Source organism: Deltaproteobacteria bacterium (assembly GCA_016874775.1).
Classification (GTDB): domain Bacteria; phylum Desulfobacterota; class Binatia; order Bin18; family Bin18; genus VGTJ01.
Genome location: VGTJ01000009.1, coordinates 33,077 through 54,185, shown reverse-complemented (window position 1 = coordinate 54,185; position 21,109 = coordinate 33,077). Strand labels below are relative to the sequence as shown.

The 21,109-nt window shown below is 52.8% G+C and carries 15 protein-coding genes and 3 pseudogenes; 11 read left to right on the top strand and 7 right to left on the bottom strand.

Annotation, left to right across the window (positions count from 1 at the left end; all coding sequences use genetic code 11):
- The first annotated feature begins 616 nt into the window (after nucleotides 1-616).
- From FJ147_02660 to FJ147_02650, 3 genes are read left to right on the top strand one after another with little or no spacing between them, the layout of a single operon-like run.
- On the top strand, nucleotides 617-994 hold the full coding sequence (locus FJ147_02660) for a VOC family protein (GenBank protein ID MBM4254778.1): 378 nt from the start codon (nucleotides 617-619) through the stop codon (nucleotides 992-994).
- Between the two features lie 6 nt (nucleotides 995-1,000).
- Nucleotides 1,001-2,503 (top strand): glycerol kinase GlpK, encoded by a 1,503-nt coding sequence (gene glpK / locus FJ147_02655; protein ID MBM4254777.1) that lies wholly within the window; start codon nucleotides 1,001-1,003, stop codon nucleotides 2,501-2,503.
- A 34-nt stretch (nucleotides 2,504-2,537) separates the two neighbouring features.
- Nucleotides 2,538-3,404 (top strand): dienelactone hydrolase family protein, encoded by an 867-nt coding sequence (locus tag FJ147_02650; protein MBM4254776.1) that lies wholly within the window; start codon nucleotides 2,538-2,540, stop codon nucleotides 3,402-3,404.
- 159 nt (nucleotides 3,405-3,563) lie between these two features.
- On the opposite strand, the gene FJ147_02645 is transcribed toward FJ147_02650, so the two are convergent.
- On the bottom strand, nucleotides 3,564-4,652 hold the full coding sequence (locus FJ147_02645) for a hypothetical protein (protein MBM4254775.1): 1,089 nt from the start codon (nucleotides 4,650-4,652) through the stop codon (nucleotides 3,564-3,566).
- A gap of 306 nt (nucleotides 4,653-4,958) precedes the next feature.
- Here FJ147_02645 and rfbA point away from each other — a divergent pair, with 306 nt between their 5' ends.
- The 6 genes and pseudogenes from rfbA to FJ147_02615 all read left to right on the top strand — a co-directional run bounded on the left by rfbA (nucleotide 4,959) and on the right by FJ147_02615 (nucleotide 14,242).
- Entirely contained in the window at nucleotides 4,959-5,852 is an 894-nt protein-coding gene (gene rfbA / locus FJ147_02640; protein ID MBM4254774.1) for a glucose-1-phosphate thymidylyltransferase RfbA, read from the top strand.
- Nucleotides 5,839-6,405 carry a dTDP-4-dehydrorhamnose 3,5-epimerase gene (rfbC, locus tag FJ147_02635; protein ID MBM4254773.1) on the top strand — a complete coding sequence of 189 codons (567 nt, stop codon included), beginning with the start codon at nucleotides 5,839-5,841 and terminating at the stop codon, nucleotides 6,403-6,405. Before rfbA ends, rfbC begins: the two co-directional genes overlap by 14 nt.
- A 167-nt stretch (nucleotides 6,406-6,572) precedes the next feature.
- Nucleotides 6,573-7,318: pseudogene (locus FJ147_02630) on the top strand (ABC transporter permease).
- Nucleotides 7,308-8,727 (top strand): annotated as a pseudogene (locus FJ147_02625) (ABC transporter ATP-binding protein). The pseudogenes FJ147_02630 and FJ147_02625 overlap by 11 nt, the downstream one beginning before the upstream one ends.
- 2,433 nt (nucleotides 8,728-11,160) lie before the next feature.
- Nucleotides 11,161-12,767 (top strand): annotated as a pseudogene (locus tag FJ147_02620) (glycosyltransferase family 2 protein).
- Nucleotides 12,768-12,778: 11 nt separating this feature from the next.
- Nucleotides 12,779-14,242, top strand: coding sequence for a hypothetical protein (locus tag FJ147_02615; GenBank protein ID MBM4254772.1), 1,464 nt, complete (start codon nucleotides 12,779-12,781; stop codon nucleotides 14,240-14,242).
- Here FJ147_02615 and FJ147_02610 read toward each other — a convergent pair.
- From FJ147_02610 to FJ147_02585, 6 genes are all read right to left on the bottom strand, one after another.
- Nucleotides 14,239-14,967: a class I SAM-dependent methyltransferase gene (locus FJ147_02610; GenBank protein MBM4254771.1), complete on the bottom strand. Its 729-nt coding sequence runs from the start codon at nucleotides 14,965-14,967 to the stop codon at nucleotides 14,239-14,241. The two genes, FJ147_02615 and FJ147_02610, sit on opposite strands and share 4 nt — an antisense overlap.
- A 2-nt stretch (nucleotides 14,968-14,969) precedes the next feature.
- Nucleotides 14,970-15,953: a glycosyltransferase gene (locus FJ147_02605; protein ID MBM4254770.1), complete on the bottom strand. Its 984-nt coding sequence runs from the start codon at nucleotides 15,951-15,953 to the stop codon at nucleotides 14,970-14,972.
- Between the two features lie 67 nt (nucleotides 15,954-16,020).
- A complete protein-coding gene (locus tag FJ147_02600; GenBank protein MBM4254769.1) occupies nucleotides 16,021-16,506 on the bottom strand; it encodes a hypothetical protein in 486 nt (161 codons plus the stop codon).
- Nucleotides 16,503-17,924, bottom strand: coding sequence for a hypothetical protein (locus tag FJ147_02595; GenBank protein MBM4254768.1), 1,422 nt, complete (start codon nucleotides 17,922-17,924; stop codon nucleotides 16,503-16,505). The genes FJ147_02600 and FJ147_02595 overlap by 4 nt, the downstream gene beginning before the upstream one ends.
- Before the next feature lie 66 nt (nucleotides 17,925-17,990).
- Nucleotides 17,991-18,566, bottom strand: a complete 576-nt coding sequence (locus FJ147_02590; GenBank protein MBM4254767.1) for a hypothetical protein — start codon at nucleotides 18,564-18,566, stop codon at nucleotides 17,991-17,993.
- 45 nt (nucleotides 18,567-18,611) lie between these two features.
- Nucleotides 18,612-19,127, bottom strand: a complete 516-nt coding sequence (locus FJ147_02585; GenBank protein ID MBM4254766.1) for a hypothetical protein — start codon at nucleotides 19,125-19,127, stop codon at nucleotides 18,612-18,614.
- Between the two features lie 285 nt (nucleotides 19,128-19,412).
- Between FJ147_02585 and FJ147_02580 the strand changes: the two genes are divergently transcribed.
- Together FJ147_02580 and FJ147_02575 are read left to right on the top strand one after the other, a co-directional pair.
- Nucleotides 19,413-19,745, top strand: coding sequence for a hypothetical protein (locus tag FJ147_02580; protein ID MBM4254765.1), 333 nt, complete (start codon nucleotides 19,413-19,415; stop codon nucleotides 19,743-19,745).
- A gap of 225 nt (nucleotides 19,746-19,970) precedes the next feature.
- The gene (locus FJ147_02575; GenBank protein MBM4254764.1) at nucleotides 19,971-20,969 is read left to right on the top strand and encodes an aldo/keto reductase; all 999 of its coding nucleotides are present in this window, start codon (nucleotides 19,971-19,973) and stop codon (nucleotides 20,967-20,969) included.
- Nucleotides 20,970-21,109 lie beyond the last annotated feature (140 nt).

Genomic DNA, 21,109 nt, shown 5'->3' with positions numbered 1-21,109 from the left:
TGTGTCGCTCCTCAACGAAGGGGGAAAACTATAATGGTTTGTATTTGGGTGCAACTGCTTTTTTAGGTCGCAGGATTCTCGTGTGCGTCGGGGCGGCCTGATGTGGCCGTCCCCAACCGGGCAAGCACATTAGGTTGCTCCTACACTCTGGGCAATCAATAGTGTTCGGCACAAAACTTGACCAGCGACAGGAGGCTGCCAATCCTCATAAGGGTAGGTTTTTTATCCAAGCCTCAATTGGCGCAGATTTCCCGTCGTTAGGAGCCGCGTGTTCGTCATGCCCGCGCAGACGGGCATCCAGGAGCTTCACCCCTGAACGATTGCGTATTCTCCCTGGATTCCCGCATTCGCGGGAATGACGTCTCGTCGTTTCTCAGCGTAAAAGCCTACCCCCAAAAGGAGGGTTAGGGTGAGGGTGATGCGCGACGCAGTCAGTCACACCCATGCTTTCTCCCCTCATCCTGTCCTTCTCCCCTGCGGGGAGAAGGGACCCTTCTTCATACAGGCAGAGCGAGAGCCGAACAGTATTGTTGGGCAACCACATCGGGTTGCTCCTATACCATGAGATTGGTTCACCGCGCTTCTCGTGTGACTGTGGCTGGTGTACGATGCCGCCATGCCATCACTGATGCTTGATCACTTCGGTCTTGATGTTGCTGACCTCGATCGTGCCGAGCGGTTTTACACTGAAATTCTTGGGCTGACGACGGTACAGCGTTTCGGTCACCATCAAGTGCTGTTACAGTGTGGATCGTTGAATCTTGCGCTGTTCGAGCGACATGATCTGCCGCCACGCATTACTGATCATATTGAGAACCCGCTGGGCAAAGGGCATCATGCGTTCAAACTCAGTCGTAGCGAGTGGCAAACGACCTGTTCGCAGTTTGCCGCGCGTGGAGTACCGACCTACGGCCCTATCGATTGGGGAGATCACGACTGCCTGTATTTCCTTGATCCAGATGGCAATCTGCTCGAAATCGTTTCCTATCGGTAAATGCCTATGCGTGCTCGTTATGTTGCTGCGATCGATCAAGGTACTACCAGCACCCGCTTTATGGTGTTCGATCACTCAGGACGAGTCATTACGAGTGCTCAGAAAGAGCATCGGCAAATCTATCCGCAACCAGGATGGGTTGAGCATGACCCGCGAGAAATCTGGCAATGTACGCTCGACGTCATTCATGCCGGGCTTGAGCGTGAAAAAGTTACCACAGAGGACATTGTCGCACTTGGCATAACCAATCAGCGGGAAACCACGGTGGTGTGGGATCGCAAGACTGGCGAACCCGTATGCAACGCCATTGTCTGGCAGGATACGCGTACACTCGATCTCTGCAAACGCTTGCACTCGCAAGGAGTGGAAACGTGGCTTCGCGCACGAGCCGGTTTACCGCTCGCGACCTATTTCTCGGGCCCGAAGTTGCGCTGGATGCTTGAGAATATCCCTGGAGTGCGAGCGAAGGCTGAGCGTGGAGACATTCTCTTCGGCACGATCGATACTTGGCTGATCTGGAATCTCACTGGCGGTGTTCGTGGTGGAATACATGTGACTGATGTCACCAATGCGAGCCGCACCATGCTGATGAACCTTGCCACGCTGGACTGGGACCCCGAAGCCTTAGACGTCTTTGGGGTGCCGCGGGCTATGCTGCCGGAGATCGTCTCCTCGAGTGAGACTTCTGGCCTCTGTGGTGCACCACTGCCGCAGATTCCCATTGCAGGAGTCCTTGGCGATCAACAAGCCGCACTCTTTGGCCAGGCGTGTTTCTCTCCTGGAGAAGTAAAGAGTACCTACGGTACTGGTTGCTTCATGTTGATGAACACTGGACAGGCGATCGTTCCGTCCTCCGCCGGGTTACTGACAACGGTGGCCTATCAACTGGGGCGGACGCCACCAGTGTATGCGTTGGAAGGCTCGATTGCGGTAGCAGGGGCACTGGTTCAATGGCTACGCGACAATCTGGGACTCATCCAGAACTCAAACGAGATTGAGACCCTTGCTCGAACCGTTACTGACAACGGAGGCGTGTACTTCGTCCCGGCTTTCGCCGGATTATTTGCACCCTATTGGAGAAGCGATGCGCGGGGCGTGATTGTCGGCTTAACCGGTTATGTCACAAAAGGACATCTGGCCCGCGCGGTGTTGGAAGCGACCGCCTGGCAGACGCGTGAGGTGCTAGATGCCATGAATGTTGATGCTGGTATTCTGCTGCACGCAATGAAGGTTGATGGTGGGATGGTGCACAATGAGTTACTTATGCAATTTCAGGCCGATATTCTTGGCGTACCAGTGATTCGACCCACCTGTGCGGAAACGACGGCACTAGGAGCAGCATATGCGGCGGGGCTCACCGTTGGTGTATGGCGTACCACCGATGAACTACGGGCGAATTGGGGGAAGGATAAAGAATGGGCTCCGAGTATGGAGCCGAGCGCGCGCGAGAAAAACTACCACCACTGGAAACGGGCAGTGACACGAACGTTTGACTGGATCGAGGATTGACGCTGCTCGTTCATCAATGAAAGGAGGGGAGAGTATGAAGAAGACGCTCGATGTGCTGAGGGAAGGCCCGCATCTCACTCGCCGTGAATTCGTGTTAACTTCGCTGGCGACCGGCTTCGCGTTAGCCGTCCAACCCGTATCAGCGCAAACGATGATTATGACAGATACGGGCGGGCTCGACGCTGGCGAGGTCAAGATTCCGGTATCTGACGGACAAATTCCCGGGTATCACGCAATGCCAGCGAAGGGTGGTCCGTTTCCTGTCGTATTGGTCGTACAAGAAATCTTCGGCGTACACGAACATATCAAAGATATTTGCCGTCGTTTTGCCAAGCTCGGCTATTGTGCAATTGCTCCCGAAATGTACGCTCGACAGGGCGATGTGTCACAAATCTCAGATATCAACGAGATCATTGGTAAAGTCGTGTCGAAAGTGCCGGATAGCCAAGTGATGGCTGACCTCGACGCGACCGCGACCTGGGCGGAGAAATCTGGCAAGGGCGATGTTAATAAGCTAGGGATCACTGGCTTCTGTTGGGGTGGGCGTGTTGTCTGGTTGTACGCCGCGCATAGCCCACGATTGAAAGCGGGAGTTGCGTGGTACGGTCGACTGGTCGGACCCATGAACGACTTGACCCCTAAGCAGCCAGTTGATCTGGCGGCGCAATTGAAAGCTCCGGTCTTGGGGCTCTACGGTGGTGCGGACAGCGGTATTCCCAACGAGACCGTCGAGCAGATGAAGAAGGCCTTGCACGCGGCGAAAAGCCCGTCGCACATCGAGCTTTATCCCGAAACCCCGCACGGGTTTCACGCGGACTACCGCCCGAGTTATCGTCAAGAACCAGCGCGAGATGGGTGGAAGCGGCTGCAGGAGTGGTTCAAGAAGAATGGGGTGGTGTGAGGGGTAGAAGCGGAGAAGGAAGATCCGGAAGTTAGGAAATGGCAGTCATTGCGAGGAGCGGTACGCGACGAAGCAATCTCTGCAGGGAACAAAGATTGCTTCGCTGCGCTCGCAATGACATTCGTGTTGCAATTCTTGCTCTTGCTCTCCGATGACAGCTTAGCGTTTCGCACCAGCCTGCGCACGTTCGAGCGCTTCGACGCGCGCAGCCAAAGCCGCCAGTGCGTCCTGCTGGGCTTTGTTTGCCTGGCGTAACACGACAATGGTCTCGGTTTGGGTAGTAATCGTCTTTCCCTGATTTTGAATCGTGTCTTCTTGCTGGATGGTGTACAGCGTCAGTTCTTCAACTTTCTGCAACAGTGTCATCTGCATCTCACTGAGATTGATGCCATTGGCTTTGATATCGCGAGCCGAGGGGACAGAGGGCAGATGTTTCTCTTTTTCGATGTACATTGCTAACTGTTTGAGGGGAAGGAGTTTGTAGTCTGGTTCAAAAACATAGTCCGGGACATTGAGCTGAACACCGTTAGAGAAAAAGTTCCCTTCGGCAAGGATATTGCCCTGCACATGGAGTTTCTGTGTTGGGGTACCACCAGCAGAGACTCCCACCACCGCACCAAACTGGCCAATCCCGACATTGCCGTTACCAGCAACGATCATGGCTTGGGTATTATTCACTGCAAAACGGAGCGAGGGGTTAGGAAGGGCTGCGGAAGCATCAGGGCGTACGTTGAAGAACCCAGAACTGCGGCCAAAGCTCGAGCCGGAGTAACCGAAGTTAAACGCAGGACCCGCATTGGGGTTTGGGCCAATACCAGAGAACACGTCTGCCGTCACTGGACCGAAAATATGAATACTGGTGCCGTTACCGATAGGGGTTCCGGTACCAAATCCAACCGCTTGTGGACCAATGTATAGTGAGTTGCTCGGCGAACCTTTCTCAATACCAAAAGGGAGCGTAACGGCGGTCATATCAAATACTGAGAAGGTATCAATTGGGGGAGTACGTCCAATGTTACCGGCCAACCCCCACTGGGTTTTGGTTGGAGCTGGCGCGTCTTCAAGTTTGATCAGTGGCGCAGCATCCTTAATCTTAAAGTTGACGCCGGGAAAGAAACTCTCTCCGGTGACGCAACCCGCGCTGCCTGCGCAGAGTGGCCCCTGGATGATCAGCGGGGAACTACCAGGAAGAATGGTTTCTGTATCTGGGGCTGTTACTGGACCGAGACGGCTTGTCGCATATGCCACGGGGATTGTTCCAACACCTACGAACACTGCAGCGAGTGCAACATACTGCAGGAATGAAAAGGGACGACAACGGAAACGACGCGTAATTCCTCCTGAGCAAAATAAAAGCAAAAGTCGCGCATCGCTACTTTTGCTTTATTTGTCTATCATTGCGTGCTGAGACAATGGAAACAAGGGGGAGGTATGCTGTGTTTTGTTAGCTTTCACCGCTGTGGCATGCTATTCTCGCCCTTTGCTCGCCTGCTTCTGCCTTGACAGAGGAGACAGAGGAACATACAAACGGGCGCAACAACGTACAGGTTTCTTGTGATTACAAAAGGGATCATTCTTGCCGGTGGGTCTGGCACACGTTTGTATCCGCTCACTCACGTTGTGAGTAAGCAACTCATGCCAGTGTACGACAAACCGCTCATCTATTACCCGCTGTGCACGCTCATGGAGGCCGGGATTACTCAAATCCTGGTCATTACGACACCGCAGGACAGTGCGGTTTTTCGCTCGCTACTGAAAGATGGAACGCAATGGGGAGTCCGCATTCAATACGCTGTCCAACCGAGTCCTGATGGCCTGGCGCAAGCATTCATTATCGGACGCGAATTTGTTGCTGATGACGGATGCGCACTCATACTGGGTGACAACATCTTTTATGGACAAGGACTCTCGGAGCGATTACGTCGTGCAGCAGCCTGCGAGCGTGGCGCTACGGTATTTGGCTATTGGGTGCACGACCCTGAACGCTATGGGGTAGCGGAATTCGATGCGCACGGCAACGTGCTGAGCATCGAAGAGAAGCCCGCCCACCCGCGATCGAATTATGCGGTGACAGGGCTCTATTTTTACGATAATCAGGTAGTGGATATTGCTGCACGATTGAAACCGTCAGCGCGGGGGGAGTTGGAAATTACCGACGTGAACAAACAGTACCTGAAGCAACGGGAGCTCCGTGTCGAACGTCTTGGCCGTGGCGTCGCGTGGTTAGACACCGGAACACCAACGTCACTCCTGCAAGCCGCGAACTTCATTGAGACGATTGAACAGCGCCAAGGGCTGAAGATCGCCTGTCCCGAAGAGTTTGCTTATAGCCTCGGACTTATTGGTGATACGCAATTGGAAGCGTTAGCCTTGCCGCTGCAGAAAAGCGGTTATGGGCAGTATTTGCTCGATCTCCTGCGTACCGGGCGGCCGCATGAACGTGAGTAAGACCCCGCTGCCTGGTGTGTTACTGATTGAGCCACGAGTGTTTTCCGATGCACGTGGCTTCTTTCTGGAAACGTGGCAACAAACCCGCTATCGCGAAGCTGGGCTTCCATTGCAGTTTGTTCAGGATAATCTTTCCTCTTCAAGTCATGGGACCTTACGTGGGCTCCACTTTCAGTATCCGCGTGCACAAGGCAAGTTAATTTATGTTGTGCACGGTACAATCTTCGATGTTGCCGTGGATATTCGTGTGGGGTCACCGACGTTTGGTCAATCGTATGACGTTGAATTATCGAGTGCGAATAATCGCCAACTCTACATCCCCGAAGGGTTCGCGCATGGATTTTGTGTAGTGAGCGAGCAGGCCATTGTGATGTATAAGTGTACAGATTTCTATGTGCCTACCGACGAAGGTGGGGTACTCTGGAGTGATCCTGATCTCGCGATTCCGTGGCCAGTCCGGGCGCCAACGCTCTCGGATAAGGACCAGCGCTATCCGCTGCTGCGGGACATTCCTGTCGACCGCTTACCTCGCTACGTCAAGGGAAGGAACTAATGGCGGTTACGGTTCACCCGTCGATGTTACAGAGTGAGCCATCTTCTCATCGTCCTCCAGAGATACCCCTGAGCGTCCGCCGTTCCCGCGGAGAAGAGCGAGGTATCGGTCTTCATCCTTTTGCGCCGTTTGTCATCGTGCGGCGCTATCGTGAGTTGCTCTGGCAGATGATCAAGCGTGAGGTGATTGGCCGCTATCGTGGGTCGATCCTCGGAGTGTTGTGGTCATTTCTCACCCCGCTCGTGATGCTGGCTATCTACTCTTTCGTCTTCGGCTTGGTGATGCAGGTACGCTGGCGAGCCGCATCGCAGAGTCAAATCGAGTCATCGTTGATTCTGTTTGCCGGATTGGTTGTCTATGGCGTGTTTGCCGAGTGCGTTACGCGAGCACCAGGCTTGATCGTGAGTAACACGAATTATGTGAAGAAGGTGATTTTTCCCTTGGAGATTCTCCCGTGGGTCAGCATGGGCGCAGCGTTGTTTCATCTGCTGATGAGTCTTTTGGTGATCTTTCTTTTCACTATTGGTGTGTATGGCGCGATTCCCTGGACGATTGTGACGCTACCGATAGTGCTGTTCCCCTTTATGTTGTTCATTGTCGGGTTGTGTTGGTTTCTGGCGTCGTTAGGGGTGTTCCTCCGTGATATTCATCAAACGGTTGGACTCTTGACCAATGCGTTGTTGTTTCTCAGCCCGGTACTGTATCCGATCTCCTCTGTTCCCGTGTCACTGCAAGGATTGCTGTTCCTCAATCCGCTGACGTTTATCGTCGAACAAGTGCGAGGGGCTTTGTTATGGGGTGACCTGCCGCGCTGGTCGGGAGTGGTGTGGTATAGCGTGGGGGGGTGCTGGTTGCGTGGCTTGGGCTGTGGTGGTTTCAGAAGACGCGTCGGGGGTTTGCGGATGTCCTCTGAAGTCATGATTGCTGCCTCGGGCCTGAGCAAGCGATATCCGATTTACCGTCAGCCGCAAGATCGACTGAAGCAAAGTTTGTTTGGTCGCTGGCGACAATATCACCGTGAGTTCTGGGCTTTGAAAGGTGTGTCGTTTTCGATCCGCGCCGGAGAAGTCGTCGGCATTATTGGCCGTAACGGTTCCGGGAAGAGTACCTTGTTGCAGCTTATTGCTGGAACCTTGGCACCTACGACTGGTGAACTCGTGGTCAATGGCCAGGTGGCAGCGCTGCTCGAATTGGGGAGTGGTTTCAACCCGGAGTTCACTGGCCGGGAAAACATTTTCATGAATGGGGCAATTCTAGGGCTGAGCCAACGGGAGGTCGAGTGCTATTTTCAGGACATTGTTGCGTTTGCTGATATTGGCGAGTTTCTTGAGCAGCCGGTAAAAACCTATTCGAGTGGTATGGCCGTGCGGCTCGCCTTTGCGGTGCAAGCGTTCGTGCCGAAAGAGATTCTCATCGTTGACGAAGCGCTTGCCGTCGGCGATGAGCTCTTTCAGCGGAAGTGTTTCGCCAAGATTGAAGAATTCAAACGCCAGGGGGGGGACGATCCTTTTTGTTTCTCATGCGAGTGCGTCAGTGACACAACTGTGTGATCGGGCATTTCTGCTCCACGCAGGAGAGTTAGTGCTGGTGGGACCAAGTAAACACGTTGTGAATATGTATCATAAATTTTTATATGCGCCCGCTGAGCGTCAAGCGGTGCTCCTGGCGGAAATGCGACAGGAGAGTGATCAGGGGTGGGGAGACCAAACTGATCAAGCGCGAGAGCTCGGGCACAACGGTGGAGGAGACACGCCGTCTCTCGGAGGTCCACGGTCGCAACCTCTGAAGCGGAACAGTCAACCTAAAGCATTTTATGATCCGTCATTACAGTCTGTGAGTACCGTACACTACGAATCGCGCGGTGCGCGCATCGGCGCGGCGGCAATTATGACCGAGGAAGAAGAGCGGGTGAACGTGCTCGTGCCTCGTGAGTTCTATGTGTGGCGCTATCAAGTGCACTTTGACCGCGATTGTTTTCAGGTGCGCTGCGGCATGTTGATTAAAACACTGACTGGCATTGAGCTCGGCGGAGCAACGACGGCCCAGGAATTTCAAGGGATTCCCCATGTCAAAGCCGGAACAACGTTGATCGTAGAGTTTACCTTCATGGCGAATCTCAACGCTGGCACGTATTTCCTCAATGCTGGAGTGTTAGGGACCGTGGATCACGGAGAAGTGTATTTGGACCGTAAGGTCGAACTTGGAGTGTGTAAGGTGCTGCCAGAGGAAACGGCTTTGACCACGGCACTGGTTGACTTCCATGTCACCCCGCATGTGCACGTGCAGAGTGAGGCAGTCAGTAACCGTTCAACGACAGAGTAGGCCAACAGGGACGATCGGATGGGGCAAGCTCAACAACATGCTATTTGTGTGCTCGGTATGCATCGTAGTGGGACTTCTGCGATTGCACGCGCGTTAAATCTTCTGGGTGCGTATATTGGTCCGCCAGAAAAGCTGCTGCCTCCTCGGGATGACAATCCGGAAGGGTTCTGGGAGCATGGGTCGATTCTCGACTTCAATGTGCGTTTGTTACGTACCTTGAAACATGAATGGTACAACATTCTGCCCCTTCCTGAAGGGTGGTGGGAACGATCCGACGTGGCCCCGTATAGAGAAGAGCTGCCGGAGTTACTTCACAGGGAGTTTGGTAAGCAACGGTTGTGGATGTGGAAAGATCCGCGTACCTGTCTCTTTCTCCCCTTATGGGCGGAAGCCCTTCGGCGACTCAATGTCGAGCCGTACTATGTGCTATGTTTGCGTCATCCACTGGACGTTGCCGCGTCGCTCCAGCGGCGCGATAGCTTTCCTCAAGAGCGGTCGCTCGCCCTCTGGCAGCTTTATAATCTGTCGTCCTTGTACTGGACGCAGACCTTGCGTCGCCGGGTGGTGAGTTACGATCGGCTGCTTGACAATTGGCAACCGTGCCTGCGCAGTCTGGTCAAAGCGTTTGATCTGGAATGGCCCTCGACTATAGCGTCACAACGAGCGGCGTTGCATCAATTCCTGCAACCCAAGCTGCGTCATGGTCGTTCAGATCTCGACGCATTAGCGAGCGCAGGTGACATCGGCGCAGCGGTATCTCGTACCTATCGCCTGTGTCTTGATGCGGAGCGTGCGCCGAAAATTCTTCAGTCAAAGGATTTTGTTCAACAGATTGATCGTGCGTATGGGGACTATTGTCGTTACGCGAACGTGTTTACACGCGTCGATGATGGGGCGGTCTTGTCCTATACGAGGCATCCTGCCTTGGAAGTCTTTTGGCTGGTGAATGGAGAGTTTTCTCAGGAGGCATCGGCGTCGGTCGATGTGGTCGTCGATGCGCAAGAGCACAGCTATGAGTGTCAGTTCCCATTTCTTCAAGGCGAGATGCTCAGGCTTGATGTGGTGAACTTTCCGGCAGCTGTCGCTATTCGTTCCATAGAACTGTCAGTGAACTCACCCGGCTCGGAGGCCAGTACAACGGTGTGCTCATGGACTGCGGAAAATGGTTTTCCCGATATTATCGTTGGCCCTGATATGACGATTCTCCGCGACCGTGCCGAAGGGTTGCTCTGTGTCTCTTCGAGCGGTGACCCGCAGCTGCTCCTGCACAACATTCCGAAGCTCGATGGTGAAGAACGGCAGACAGTGGCAGTGCTTCGTGTGGTCATGACGATCAGACAAATGATCACCCGACCCCTCGCAGAGGCGTTGGTCAACTGGCGGGATCAGCAACAGCAGGCGGTGGCAGCGACTGCGCAAGCCGCTTTGGAGATGAAAGACCATCAGTTGGAGATGAAAGATCAGCATATTGGGAACGTCGAGCGAGCGTTACAAGAGCAGCGTGCAACAGTGGCGGAGCTCCAACAACTGACGAATGACTTGAAAATACAAAACGGTGAGCACGAGCAAGAGATCGAGCAGTTACACCAGCAGACAAAAACCCTCGCGCGGCAATATCAAGAGGAAGCGCGACTCCGCAGTATCATGGAGCAGTCACCGTCGTGGCGTATGACCGCGCCATTCAGAACCGTGCGGGAGTGGGTGAAATGGGCATGGCGGTTAGTGCGCTGGCGAGAACCGCACTTGGTCGACCTTGCGCCTCTCCGCGACGTCACTGTGGAAAATCGAAACTTTCGCAGTACAGGAGCTGATCCACAGTTTCTCATGCGCTCGTCTCACGGACGCATGCCGACCGGATGGACGTTGCTGTCCTATGTGACGACCTATACCGATCGTCGGCTCACGCCATACCTGTATGTCGATAGTGGTAACGGCTTTATTGAAGAACAGAAAATTCTTCTGCGCCGCCCCGTTAAGGTGGTTGTAACGGCTATAACAGACAGTGAAAGTGGAGAAGCGAACGCTTCTGCTTCTCGCGCAACGGAAATTCGTGCCTCTTTTCTTATTGAACTTCCAGATGTTGTCAATGCATTGCGGTTTGATCCACTATCAACGACAGGTCCCTTCGTGCTGAAGAATGTGACGCTACGAGAAGTGGGCTGGTTTCAGGTAATCGCTATGCTCCTGTGGCGGCATGGACGGCCAGTGTGGTTTCACCCTCAGCAAATGCTGGGCATGATCCGCCAGAGTCGCAACGTGGTACAAGTTGAAGGCCAAGAGACGTTGTGGCGGCGATTCTTTCTCCAAGAATCTGGCCATGTTGCTGGCTACCAGGAGTGGGTAGAAGCGTATGACACTTTGATAGAGGACGATCTCGGTGCCATGCGCCAACGTAGTGAACGCCTGCCTCGGACGCCGCTCATCAGTATACTCATGCCGGTCTATAACACGCCGGAAACGTGGCTCCGTTTAGCGATCGAATCGGTGCGTCGGCAAACCTATCCGCATTGGGAACTCTGTATTGCCGATGATGCGTCGCCCGACATCCACGTCAGAGCCATCCTCGAAGAATATCGCACCAAAGACCCACGCATCAAAGTGCTCTATCGTGAAACCAATGGGCATATCTCAGCATCGTCGAATAGTGCGCTGACACTTGCGACTGGCGAAGTGGTTGCGTTGCTGGATCACGACGATGAGCTACCACCGCACGCCTTGTATATGGTTGCCGTAGAACTGAACGCGCACCCAGATGCCGCGATTATCTACAGTGATGAAGATAAGATTGACGAAACCGGTCGACGGTATGGCCCCTATTTCAAACCCGACTGGAATCCGGCTCTGTTTTTGACGCAGAACTGTATTAACCACCTCGGTGTCTATCGCACAAGTCTGATGCGCGAAGTCGGCGGGTTCCGCGAAGGCTACGAGGGCAGTCAAGATTGGGATCTCGCGTTACGGATTGCCGAGCGAGTTTCTGGGGATCAGATTCGCCATATTCCCCATGTGTTATACCACTGGCGCGCGATTTCGGGCTCGACAGCCTTGGCGATCGATCAAAAGAACTATGCCAGTGATGCGCAACTCCGCTTGTTGCAATCGCATTTCGAACGCATGAAAGTGGCAGCCAAAATTCTTCCTGGTGTCGGATCGCATTGGCGGATTAAATATTCGGTGCCGACCCCAGCACCGCTGGTCTCAATGATCATTCCCACGCGTGATCGCTGTGATCTGCTGCAGCAGTTTTTTGACAGCCTCAGGAAAAAAACTACCTACCCTCGCTATGAGATTATTGTTGTCGATAACGAATCGACTGACCCACAGACGCTTGCCTATCTGCAGCAATTGGTCGAGGAGAAAAAATTCGCGTCATTCGTTATGCTGCGCCCTTCAACTATTCTGCAATTAACAACCTCTCTGTCACACATGCAAACGGAGAAGTGCTTGCCTTCCTCAATAATGACTTGGAGGTGATCTCTCCAGATTGGCTTGAGGAAATGGTCAGCCATGCGATGCGACCTGAAATCGGTGCGGTTGGGGCAATGCTGTATTATCCTGACAACACCATTCAGCATGCCGGCGTCCTCTTGGGATTGCGTGGGGTCGCAGGACATGCGTACGATCACAAGCCGCGTGGGTATTCTGGGCAAATGGGACGCGCACTGCTCACCCAGAACCTTTCTGCGGTGACCGCTGCGTGTCTAGTTATTCAGCGTAAGATTTTCGATCTTGCTGGTGGCTTTGATGAGAATCTATCCATTGCATTTAACGACGTAGATCTCTGTCTTCGTGTTCGTCAAGCGGGATTTCGTAACCTCTGGACTCCGTATGCAGAGCTGTATCACCATGAATCAGCGACGCGTGGGCAGGATGATACCATCGAGAAACAACAACGGTTTCGCCAAGAGATAGACTATATGCTCAAAAGGTGGGGAGAGGTGTTGCCACGTGATCCCGCACTGAATCTGAATTTAACGCTTGAGCGCGCTGATTTTACGCTTGCGTTTCCTCCGCGTGTGACGAAGCCGTGGCAGTTTTGAAAGTAGCCATGATGAGCGAAATAATATCCAAGATTCATGACCCTTTCCTGAAAAACTCGCCAACAACAGCCTCCGATCGCAATACCGATACCGCTCTTCCGTTACCGTATTCTTCTATCGCGATCTTCTGCCTCGGTTTTCTTATCCTCCTTTGCTGGTATTGGCGGATGGATTTCTATTATTATTTCCTTGATGACGCAGTGATGCTGAATAACTTTCGTCACAATGGTTGGGGAGAGGTATGGAAGGCACAAAACGAACATTTCATGCCATTGTATAAATTTGTGCTGTACTCCTACGCCAAACTCTTTGGCAACAATGGATACTGGCTTCATGTTGTTACGGTCCTTGCCCACGGTGTCGTCGTCTTTATCGCAGCGTATCTTGCCTATGTAATCTCACGAAGTTGGTTTTTGGCCGCCTTTGCCCTTGTTCTCTATGGACTCAACCCACTCATCTGGGAAACGCTCTATTCGCAGGGTGGCTTTGGTGCGGCGCTAGTGCTTATGGGATGGCTCGGGTCAGTGTTGTGCCTCTTTCTCTGGTTTCAATATCGCTTGCGCTACCTCTTGATTCTTTCACTGGCGTTGCTTGTCTTTCAGTCTTACACCGGAGGTAATTCGCTCTTTTATCCGTCTTTGTATCTGTTGCTCATATTTATGTCGCAGGAAGTTGTGTCGCGAAAAGTCCTGGGATTTGTCGTTGCCCTCCAGTGCTTTAATCTGCTCTTCTTCTTCCTGTTTATATGGGATAATGCCGCACAGTATCAGCAGCAGGGGTTTAGCTTGCAGACGTTCTGGGCGATGTTCAGCTATTTTCTTTTCGCCAGCTATACCAATATAGGCCGGACAATACTGGTGTGGATCCTTGATCCAGCTCCCACTGTTCCGATGATTATTGGGCCACTGATAGCCGTAGCTGGAATATTAGTAGCACTCTCTATTTTCACGGTTATCCGATCAGCACGATATCGACATCTGGTTATTTTTGGTTGGGTACAGTATTTATTATTTACCGCATTGATTGCTATCGCTCGACATTCATTTCTTCCCCAGCAGAGCCTGTCTTCTCGCTATATCTACCATATACTCCCAGGTGTGTTGTTTGTTGTCTGTGGCCTCTATTTATTCTTGGTCGAACGGTTTCCTCGGGGACGAGCGGCTTTTCCTCTGGCCCTCGTTCTTCCGTGGGTGTTGTTTTGGCGTCAAGCCAACGGGGACCTGGAGAGCAAGAAGGCGTGGACCGAAAGAATTCATGCAGGGCACTACCAAGTCACCCGTTATGGTGTGGAGAGACCGCAGCTCACGTTGACCCTCACGCCTCTGCCTGGCGGTGTGATGGAGTGGGGAGAGATGCGCGACCTTTACCTGTGGCTTGATAGGAACGCAGTTTTTCGCACGTCTCAGCAGCGTCAAGAGCTTGCTCCTCATTTGCAGCTTACACCCGAAGGGTTTCTACCCTATATTGTCCGTTAGGTTAGTCTCCACACGCCGACAATGGTTTTTCCCAGAGCATAGCCGAACACCGCATCGAGGTATGAAGAGACTGGAACCATACAGCGGTCCCACAGGGCAATCTGTGCAGCTGTTGGCATGCTGCTCTTCAAGAGGAGTCGATTTCCGAGTGAAGCTAAAAGTCCGACGCTATCAAGATACTGTACGGTTTCACTGTGTAGCGATGGAGGGATAAGTGCTCCGAGACTCTTCTTGTTGTAGCGTCGATAGTGCCCGATATGCGCATCGAAAGGGGTGAAAAGAAACGGATGCGCAGGGGAGAGGACAATAAGCCTCCCTTCTGCGGCGAGATGGCTTGTGGCGCTGAGGATTTCCCTTTTATCGTTTTCGATGTGCTCAAGGACATCGATGTACAGGATGGTGTCGAAGGTATCGTTTTGCCCCAGGGAGTCGAGAGTTCCACAGTGAATGCGGACCCGCTCTCGTGCAGCATGTTGAGAGAGGGTAGCTGCAATCTGCGCAGCCAGTACCGCATCGGGTTCTAGGCTCAACCAGTGAGTTCCCAATTCAGCGAGGTATTGGGTCGTTCCGCCAATGCCTGCGCCCACTTCGAGCACTCGTCCATGAATGTACGGGGAAAGTTTCGCGCGCACATATCTTTTCCAATGATGGGCCTCCTGGAAAAGAGAGAGTTCATTTCCCCCATAAGAATAACTCTCACTTGGATGTATTGATTCATCCCGCATATTCAGTGTGTATCAATCCGTTCTGTTCGTTCGATGAAATACAGATAATCACGAACTGGGAGGAATCCGATGGTGTTTCTTCCATGCAGGACGATGAAGACAAACACGAACACAAGAAGGAGTGCTTGGAGCAGCACGATAAGCAGGAATCCTGTTGCTGTGGTTGCCCAGCCCGGAATCGCCAGTGTTGTCGTCAGTCTCATCGCCGAAACTGCGAACAGGCCTAGCGCTGCGGTAACTGCGAACAGCGTACTAGCAATAAGGAGGCGCAGTCCAACGATATCGGAAAAAACCGAGATTGCACTCAGACCGTGGGCAACTAAGGCGATGAAGTTCATGTGAGATGAACCAGTAAAGCGATATCCTCGATCAATCGGCACTTGTTCGATGCGCAGACGGGATTTGAAGACTGCTGCGGCAAAGTGGTTCCATAACTCAGGGACGACAGCGAGGCACGAGAGGTGCGATCGAGGGAGAATGCTAAAGTTCCCAACTCGCACATCGGTACCGATGAAGAGTCTGTGAGAGGTGCGAAAAAGGAAATAAAACAACTTGAAGATAAGATTTTCCGTTCGCCGTGCGCGTTGAGCGAAAATTGCAGTGTTCCGCCCTGCGAGGTTGAAACGATCAACCAGAATTCGGGTTCCTTCCGGAGTATCTTCTCCGTCCCCGTCCATGACAATAACCGCAGTGATGTCAGTTTGCGGCAGCAGGTGCATGAGCCCGATAGCAATAGCTCGTTGATGGCCAAGGTTACGACGTAAACGGAGGATTTCGACGGAGGTGGTTGGAGAAGCAACTGAGAGCGTGTGAGGTGGAGGGAGTTTACTCTCATCGTCGATCAGCACGAATCGTAGCGTTTTGGCGCGAGTGCTGAGTGTGTGCTCAATGGCGCCGACGAGTTGCACTGCCGATTCCCAGTCGTTGTAGATCGGCATGAGAATGGCGAGCACGTCCAACGGTGTCGTTTGCGTGTCTAGCGCCACGAATGATTCCCCTCTGGCTCCCGGTTCTGCGTAACGAACAGTGACAACATGAAAAAATCAACCCTCATCATTGGCGGTCTTGTGCTGTACGAATCTCCCCCGTGTCTGGGGCGACAAGAGAAACGTTTGCCGTTTTGCATAGTGTTCCTGTGTTAGTGTCGAATGTCCAGGCTGTTAATTTGATGGGGTTTCCTGTCGCGGGGGGCAACGCAAACGTATGTTCCCATCCCGCGTATAGATAGCGAGGCTGCCTCAGCGTGTGGACGACATCCGGTCGCAGGGTACGGGTCTCTATGACGTCAAGAATGGTCAACGATCCATTTCCGTCCTCATACGCGAGTACGATACCATCTGCAGCTTTTTGCTGCTGTGGAGCAATTCCCCATCCTTTTGCCAGGTAGGTGTGAGGTCCAGTCTGTTCTACCGTTTCAAACGTTCCACACCCCTGAGTTGGCTTGCCATTCGTTGCTGCTGGCCGACCTATAGTGAGACTTTTTCGTAGCGGCGGCGACAACAACCCATTGCGGTTTAGGGCGCCTGTATACTGTTTCAATGCAGCAATGTCAGGAAAGCTGGTTTGGAGCAGGGCTGTCTTCGGGAGAACCTCCACGAAGTGTAAAAAAACTTACCTTGCACGCGATGTCGCCAATCTCTCTCTGCAAGGGTTTTCCAGTGGTTGATTGATATGAGGTGCAGAATGAGAAGAAGCACCCCAAGGACTGTCGGACAGTAATGCAGCCACGGGGCTAGGGGGGACGATTGCTTGCGACGTAGCGTGTGTAACGTGATTGGTACCAGATAAATCAGCGCAACAATAAAGGGGAGTGAGAACGTGCTGTAGCGATATGACAACGCCATCCCCACGCCAAAGCCGAGGCGACCGAGCATTGATATGGCGTCACTACCTAGTGCGTAGCTTCCAAGAGCGAGCCACCCCACAGTCTGATATCTCACCTGCGGATCATCGCGGTACCTCCAGGCAACACTACACGCGACAACAAACAGCGCTGTGAGGCATGTCCCAAGAGCAACGGCGAGATAGAAAGATTGACGATCGAGATTGTTGGTGATGACCGGCGCACCGAGGAAGGCAAGAATATACAAAATGGCGGACAAGGGATCGGCCAACGCTGCAGTAAAACTCGGGTGATGTGAGGGTTTATGATAGTTGTAAAAGTAGAGTCCGATACTGACAAAGCCGCTGATCAGCCACAACAGAACGCCACATTTTCTGTTCTGTCGGTCGGCCTCTGTCTGGACCAGGAGCACAGGGAGCGCCACGAGCCAGCACAGCATGCCGTTCGCGTAGGAGAATGTACTGACGATCGCGAGGAGTATACCCCCGATGAATTTCGCCATTACGGAACATGATGAATACGCCAAGGTGCAAATTGACGAGAGGCAGGCTGCCGGGACAAAAACGATCAATTGCACACCCCAGAGCCAGTTTTCTTCTTGCGCGATGCTGAAGATTGTCACACTGGCAAGAAAAAGGAGAATAATCTCAGCGCTGGGGCTGCCGTGTAGCGTGTGCCTGCCTAGCCGGTACACGTTGTACGTCGTGAGACAGGCAAGCGCAAATGACGCCCACATCTCATAGCGAGCATCATAGTTTGTGAGATAGGCGAGGACAATAAAAAAAATGCGCGGAAAGACGAGGCGAGTTTCGTTTTGATGGAACGTGAGATCTGATAACGAGAGGGTTCCGTCAAAGGCTTTCGCGATAACGTCGGCGACCCCCCATTGGTCCATATACGGCACGTTGACTGCATAGGTACACAATAGATGAGCAATGAGAGCCGCTGGAGGCAGGGTAACGAGAAGCGCTTTGACAGAACCTGGCCAGTTGCTCCAGTCGAGTAACTGACGGTTATAGGTAAGAAACTTCAACGCACTGTCCTCATGCTGCGTGACGGTCGAGTACTGCTTCGCCAGTGCTTGCCCTTCGGAAAGAAGAGATGCGCTCCGCATTGGCGAGGGCAAGAAAAAAGGCCAGGAGTGAGTCCTGGCCTTTTTCTACAGAACAATAGCTCGTCGTTACTCTGGGTTTACCCCTGGAGGGAACGAGAAGAAGTTCGCGTATTGCCGATGGGCAGGGAAGATCGCATCCCAACGTAACTGTGCACTCTGGCTATTCGCCAGCTGTAAGGAGTAGGCCACCGCTTGGATGGGACGATCGGTTGGTGGGAATTGGCTGGTGAGGAAAGGAATGCGGAACCAGCCCCCTGGAGCACCGGGAAGAACGATGCCACCAACGTTGACAAAATTGACCTCATCCGGGAAATTCTGCGTAATCGAGAAGACGTTCTCGTCTTCATCGTATACCGACAGGTTTAACGGCGCCGTGGTTACGCGATCCTTCCAGAGCCAGACTTCGGTTCGTGCCTGCAGCACACTCGTCGTGAGGTAACGAAGAATGAGTTTGAGGCCTGGGGTATCATTCGTGCGGGTCTGGGCGATATCGCCATTGGGCCCGTCGATTCGCTCGAGCGCATCATAGATACACGGAGTTCCGATGTTCTCGATACACCGATTCAAGTAGAAGCCAAACGTGCTGTTGGGAAAGCGAGGAGCGGGTTGACCTTTCGTCGGGACCGTATGCTCAATGCTCACTGCATTAAATCCGGTCGAGGACCCTGCGGGCAGATCGACAATATATTAGTGACCAATAAGGATATTGCAGTCAGCCAGTGGATATCCGAGTTGGCCTGGGAACAGAGATGTATTGGCAGACGTAGTATCGGCAGTCACATACCTTGCCAGGATCGCCTGTCCAGCAACGGTTGTGGTCAGTAACGTTGCTGCCTGTGGGGGAGCTTTGACCGTACCATTGAGGCTCGTGCAACCAATCGACCCAACCAGAAGATCATATAAGCTGCAGGAGAAGACGTCATGTTGGGACAGGAGTGCAGTAAAGTCAAAAACGTGCTGGGAACGAACGTCCCAGACGGTGACGTGAACGTGCACCGCATGGTTGGCAACGTTAGAGACCACTATCAACGTGTCTTGTGCGCTCCCACCGGTCCGTGCTGGGTTTACCTTAAAGAACGGAAACAATAATGTTGCTCCAGGAACATCGTCAGGAATGCCGACCACCGCTTGTGCCGTGCTGCTCACCCCGCTCAGCATAGCTACTGCTACCAGGACGGCGAGTCCTTTCCACAATCGTTTCATACTCTCCTCTCCTTATCGCGGATGTTGGCAAATTTGTGGGTTTCCGCGTCTTTTGCCTCCCGAGATGTCGCAGGTGTATTCAGGCTCCCCGCTAGGGGGCCAAATTAACACGACACTCTGTGAAGAATCAAGATGCGAGTGCCTGAGGTGACCTATGGTTGATGCTACTGCCTGGGCACGCTACGGTCTGAGAGGTACAGGGATGCTTCGTTGATTGAACGAGACGTCAGTTCGGGCTGCAATCAGGAGGATCGTGTCATGACCGTATCGACAGTGAAAAGTGGACTGCTTACGCTGAGTTGCCTCTTCGTCCTGAGCCTCACGAGTTGCACTCAGGAGTCGCAAAACCAACTTGGTCGTTCGATTCAGAATTGGACGGGAACCGATGGCGTGCTCGATGTGTTCGCCGGAGAGAAGATTGCCATGCGCATCATTAAGATCGATAAACTGACCACCGCGCACGGCACGACTGACAACATGCCGCGTGCCTATCGCTTCGGTTATGGTTACGTCGATGAAAATTTTAACTTCCGTGTCGATAACGGTGAGAAGAAAATCTACTTCGAAATTAGTGATTATTCGACCAATTATATTTTTTACGAAAACTACAAAGATTAATCTCAGGATGAGCCATCGCGTCGGCAAATATTCACACGAAGTGAATCTCCCGGTCGCGAGACGGAGTGAGCCATCCTGTGCATGTTCCGAGTTGATGTAGGCTGTTGAGATGTTGTTACATGGCGGCTGGACTTAGGAGGTTTACTTTCCTGGGTGGTGGGATCATCTTATGATCTAATATGGAAAGGGATCCTATCGTCAGGAGATCCGTTGGAGAACATGACTATGGAATATCGACCATTCGGGAACACAGGAATCCACGTGTCAGCGATCGGTTTTGGCTGTTGGGAGATCGGTGGAGGCTACGGCTCAATCGAGGAGGAGCAGTTCATTCAAGCGGTGCATCGCGCATTGGATCTCGGGGTCAATTGCTTTGATACCGCCGAAGCCTATGGCTTCGGCGCATCCGAAAAGTCGTTGGCCAAGGCACTTGGTGCTCGCCGCAAAGAGGCCGTGGTCGTGACAAAGTTTGGCATTGGCTACAAAGAGGCACCAAATTTTCGAGACAGTGGTCGAGCGCGAGCAATGGCGTCGATAGAGAAGAGTTTACAGAATCTAAATACCGATTATGTCGATGTCTACATGGTGCATTGGCCGGATGCAAACACACCGTTAGATGAAACCTTACGTGCTCTCGACGATATCGTGAAACAAGGGAAAGCTCGCGCGGTTGGCATTTCCAACTTTCGACTTGAGCAGATCAAAACGAGTATGCACACGCGCCGAGTTGATGTTGCGCAGTACTGTTGGAACATTTTTGACCAGCGCATGGAGAAAGAGATTTTTCCTTATTGCAAAGAACACAATATTGGCGTTATGGCGTACGGGTCACTCGCGTATGGGCTTCTCACCGGAACTTTATCCGAGAGCACCGATTTTGGTGGTGACGATTGGCGTGCACGTCGCGGTCGCATGGGTGCGATCAATCTCTTCCAACATTTATTTGGGCCAGAATACTTCTCTCAGAACCTCAAAGTGGTGGAAGACCTTAAAGCGCTAGCAGCGAAGTACCAAAAGACCTTGCCGCAATTTGCACTGCGCTGGACATTGTCAAATCCGGTTGTGAGTACCGCTTTGGTTGGCTGCCGGAACGTCAGCGAAGTCAATGACAATCTCGGTGCGCTAGGTTGGTCGATCAGCGACGCTGATATGAAAGCGATCGACGCGAGCTGTGTGAAACATGGCGTCAACCCGAAACCGGATGTGTGGTTGGAGAGGGATTAACTCCCCTTGATGGGCAATGGCACAATATCGTGTTCGGCACTCGCTCTGCATGTATGAAGAGAGGTCCCTTCTCCCCTGCGGGGAGAAGGACAGAATGAGGGGAGAGCGCGTGGGTGTGGTTGACTGTGTAGCGCAGCGAA

Excerpts from the sequence above, each read along its gene's own strand:
- FJ147_02585 (MBM4254766.1), bottom strand. The coding sequence starts at position 19,127 with ATGAAACGATTGTGGAAAGGACTCGCCGTCCTGGTAGCAGTAGCTATG.
- FJ147_02610 (MBM4254771.1), bottom strand. The coding sequence starts at position 14,967 with ATGCGGGATGAATCAATACATCCAAGTGAGAGTTATTCTTATGGGGGA.
- rfbC (MBM4254773.1), top strand. The coding sequence starts at position 5,839 with ATGAACGTGAGTAAGACCCCGCTGCCTGGTGTGTTACTGATTGAGCCA.
- FJ147_02650 (MBM4254776.1), top strand. The coding sequence starts at position 2,538 with ATGAAGAAGACGCTCGATGTGCTGAGGGAAGGCCCGCATCTCACTCGC.
- FJ147_02660 (MBM4254778.1), top strand. The coding sequence starts at position 617 with ATGCCATCACTGATGCTTGATCACTTCGGTCTTGATGTTGCTGACCTC.
- FJ147_02615 (MBM4254772.1), top strand. The coding sequence starts at position 12,779 with ATGAGCGAAATAATATCCAAGATTCATGACCCTTTCCTGAAAAACTCG.
- glpK (MBM4254777.1), top strand. The coding sequence starts at position 1,001 with ATGCGTGCTCGTTATGTTGCTGCGATCGATCAAGGTACTACCAGCACC.
- FJ147_02595 (MBM4254768.1), bottom strand. The coding sequence starts at position 17,924 with ATGCGGAGCGCATCTCTTCTTTCCGAAGGGCAAGCACTGGCGAAGCAG.
- FJ147_02575 (MBM4254764.1), top strand. The coding sequence starts at position 19,971 with ATGGAATATCGACCATTCGGGAACACAGGAATCCACGTGTCAGCGATC.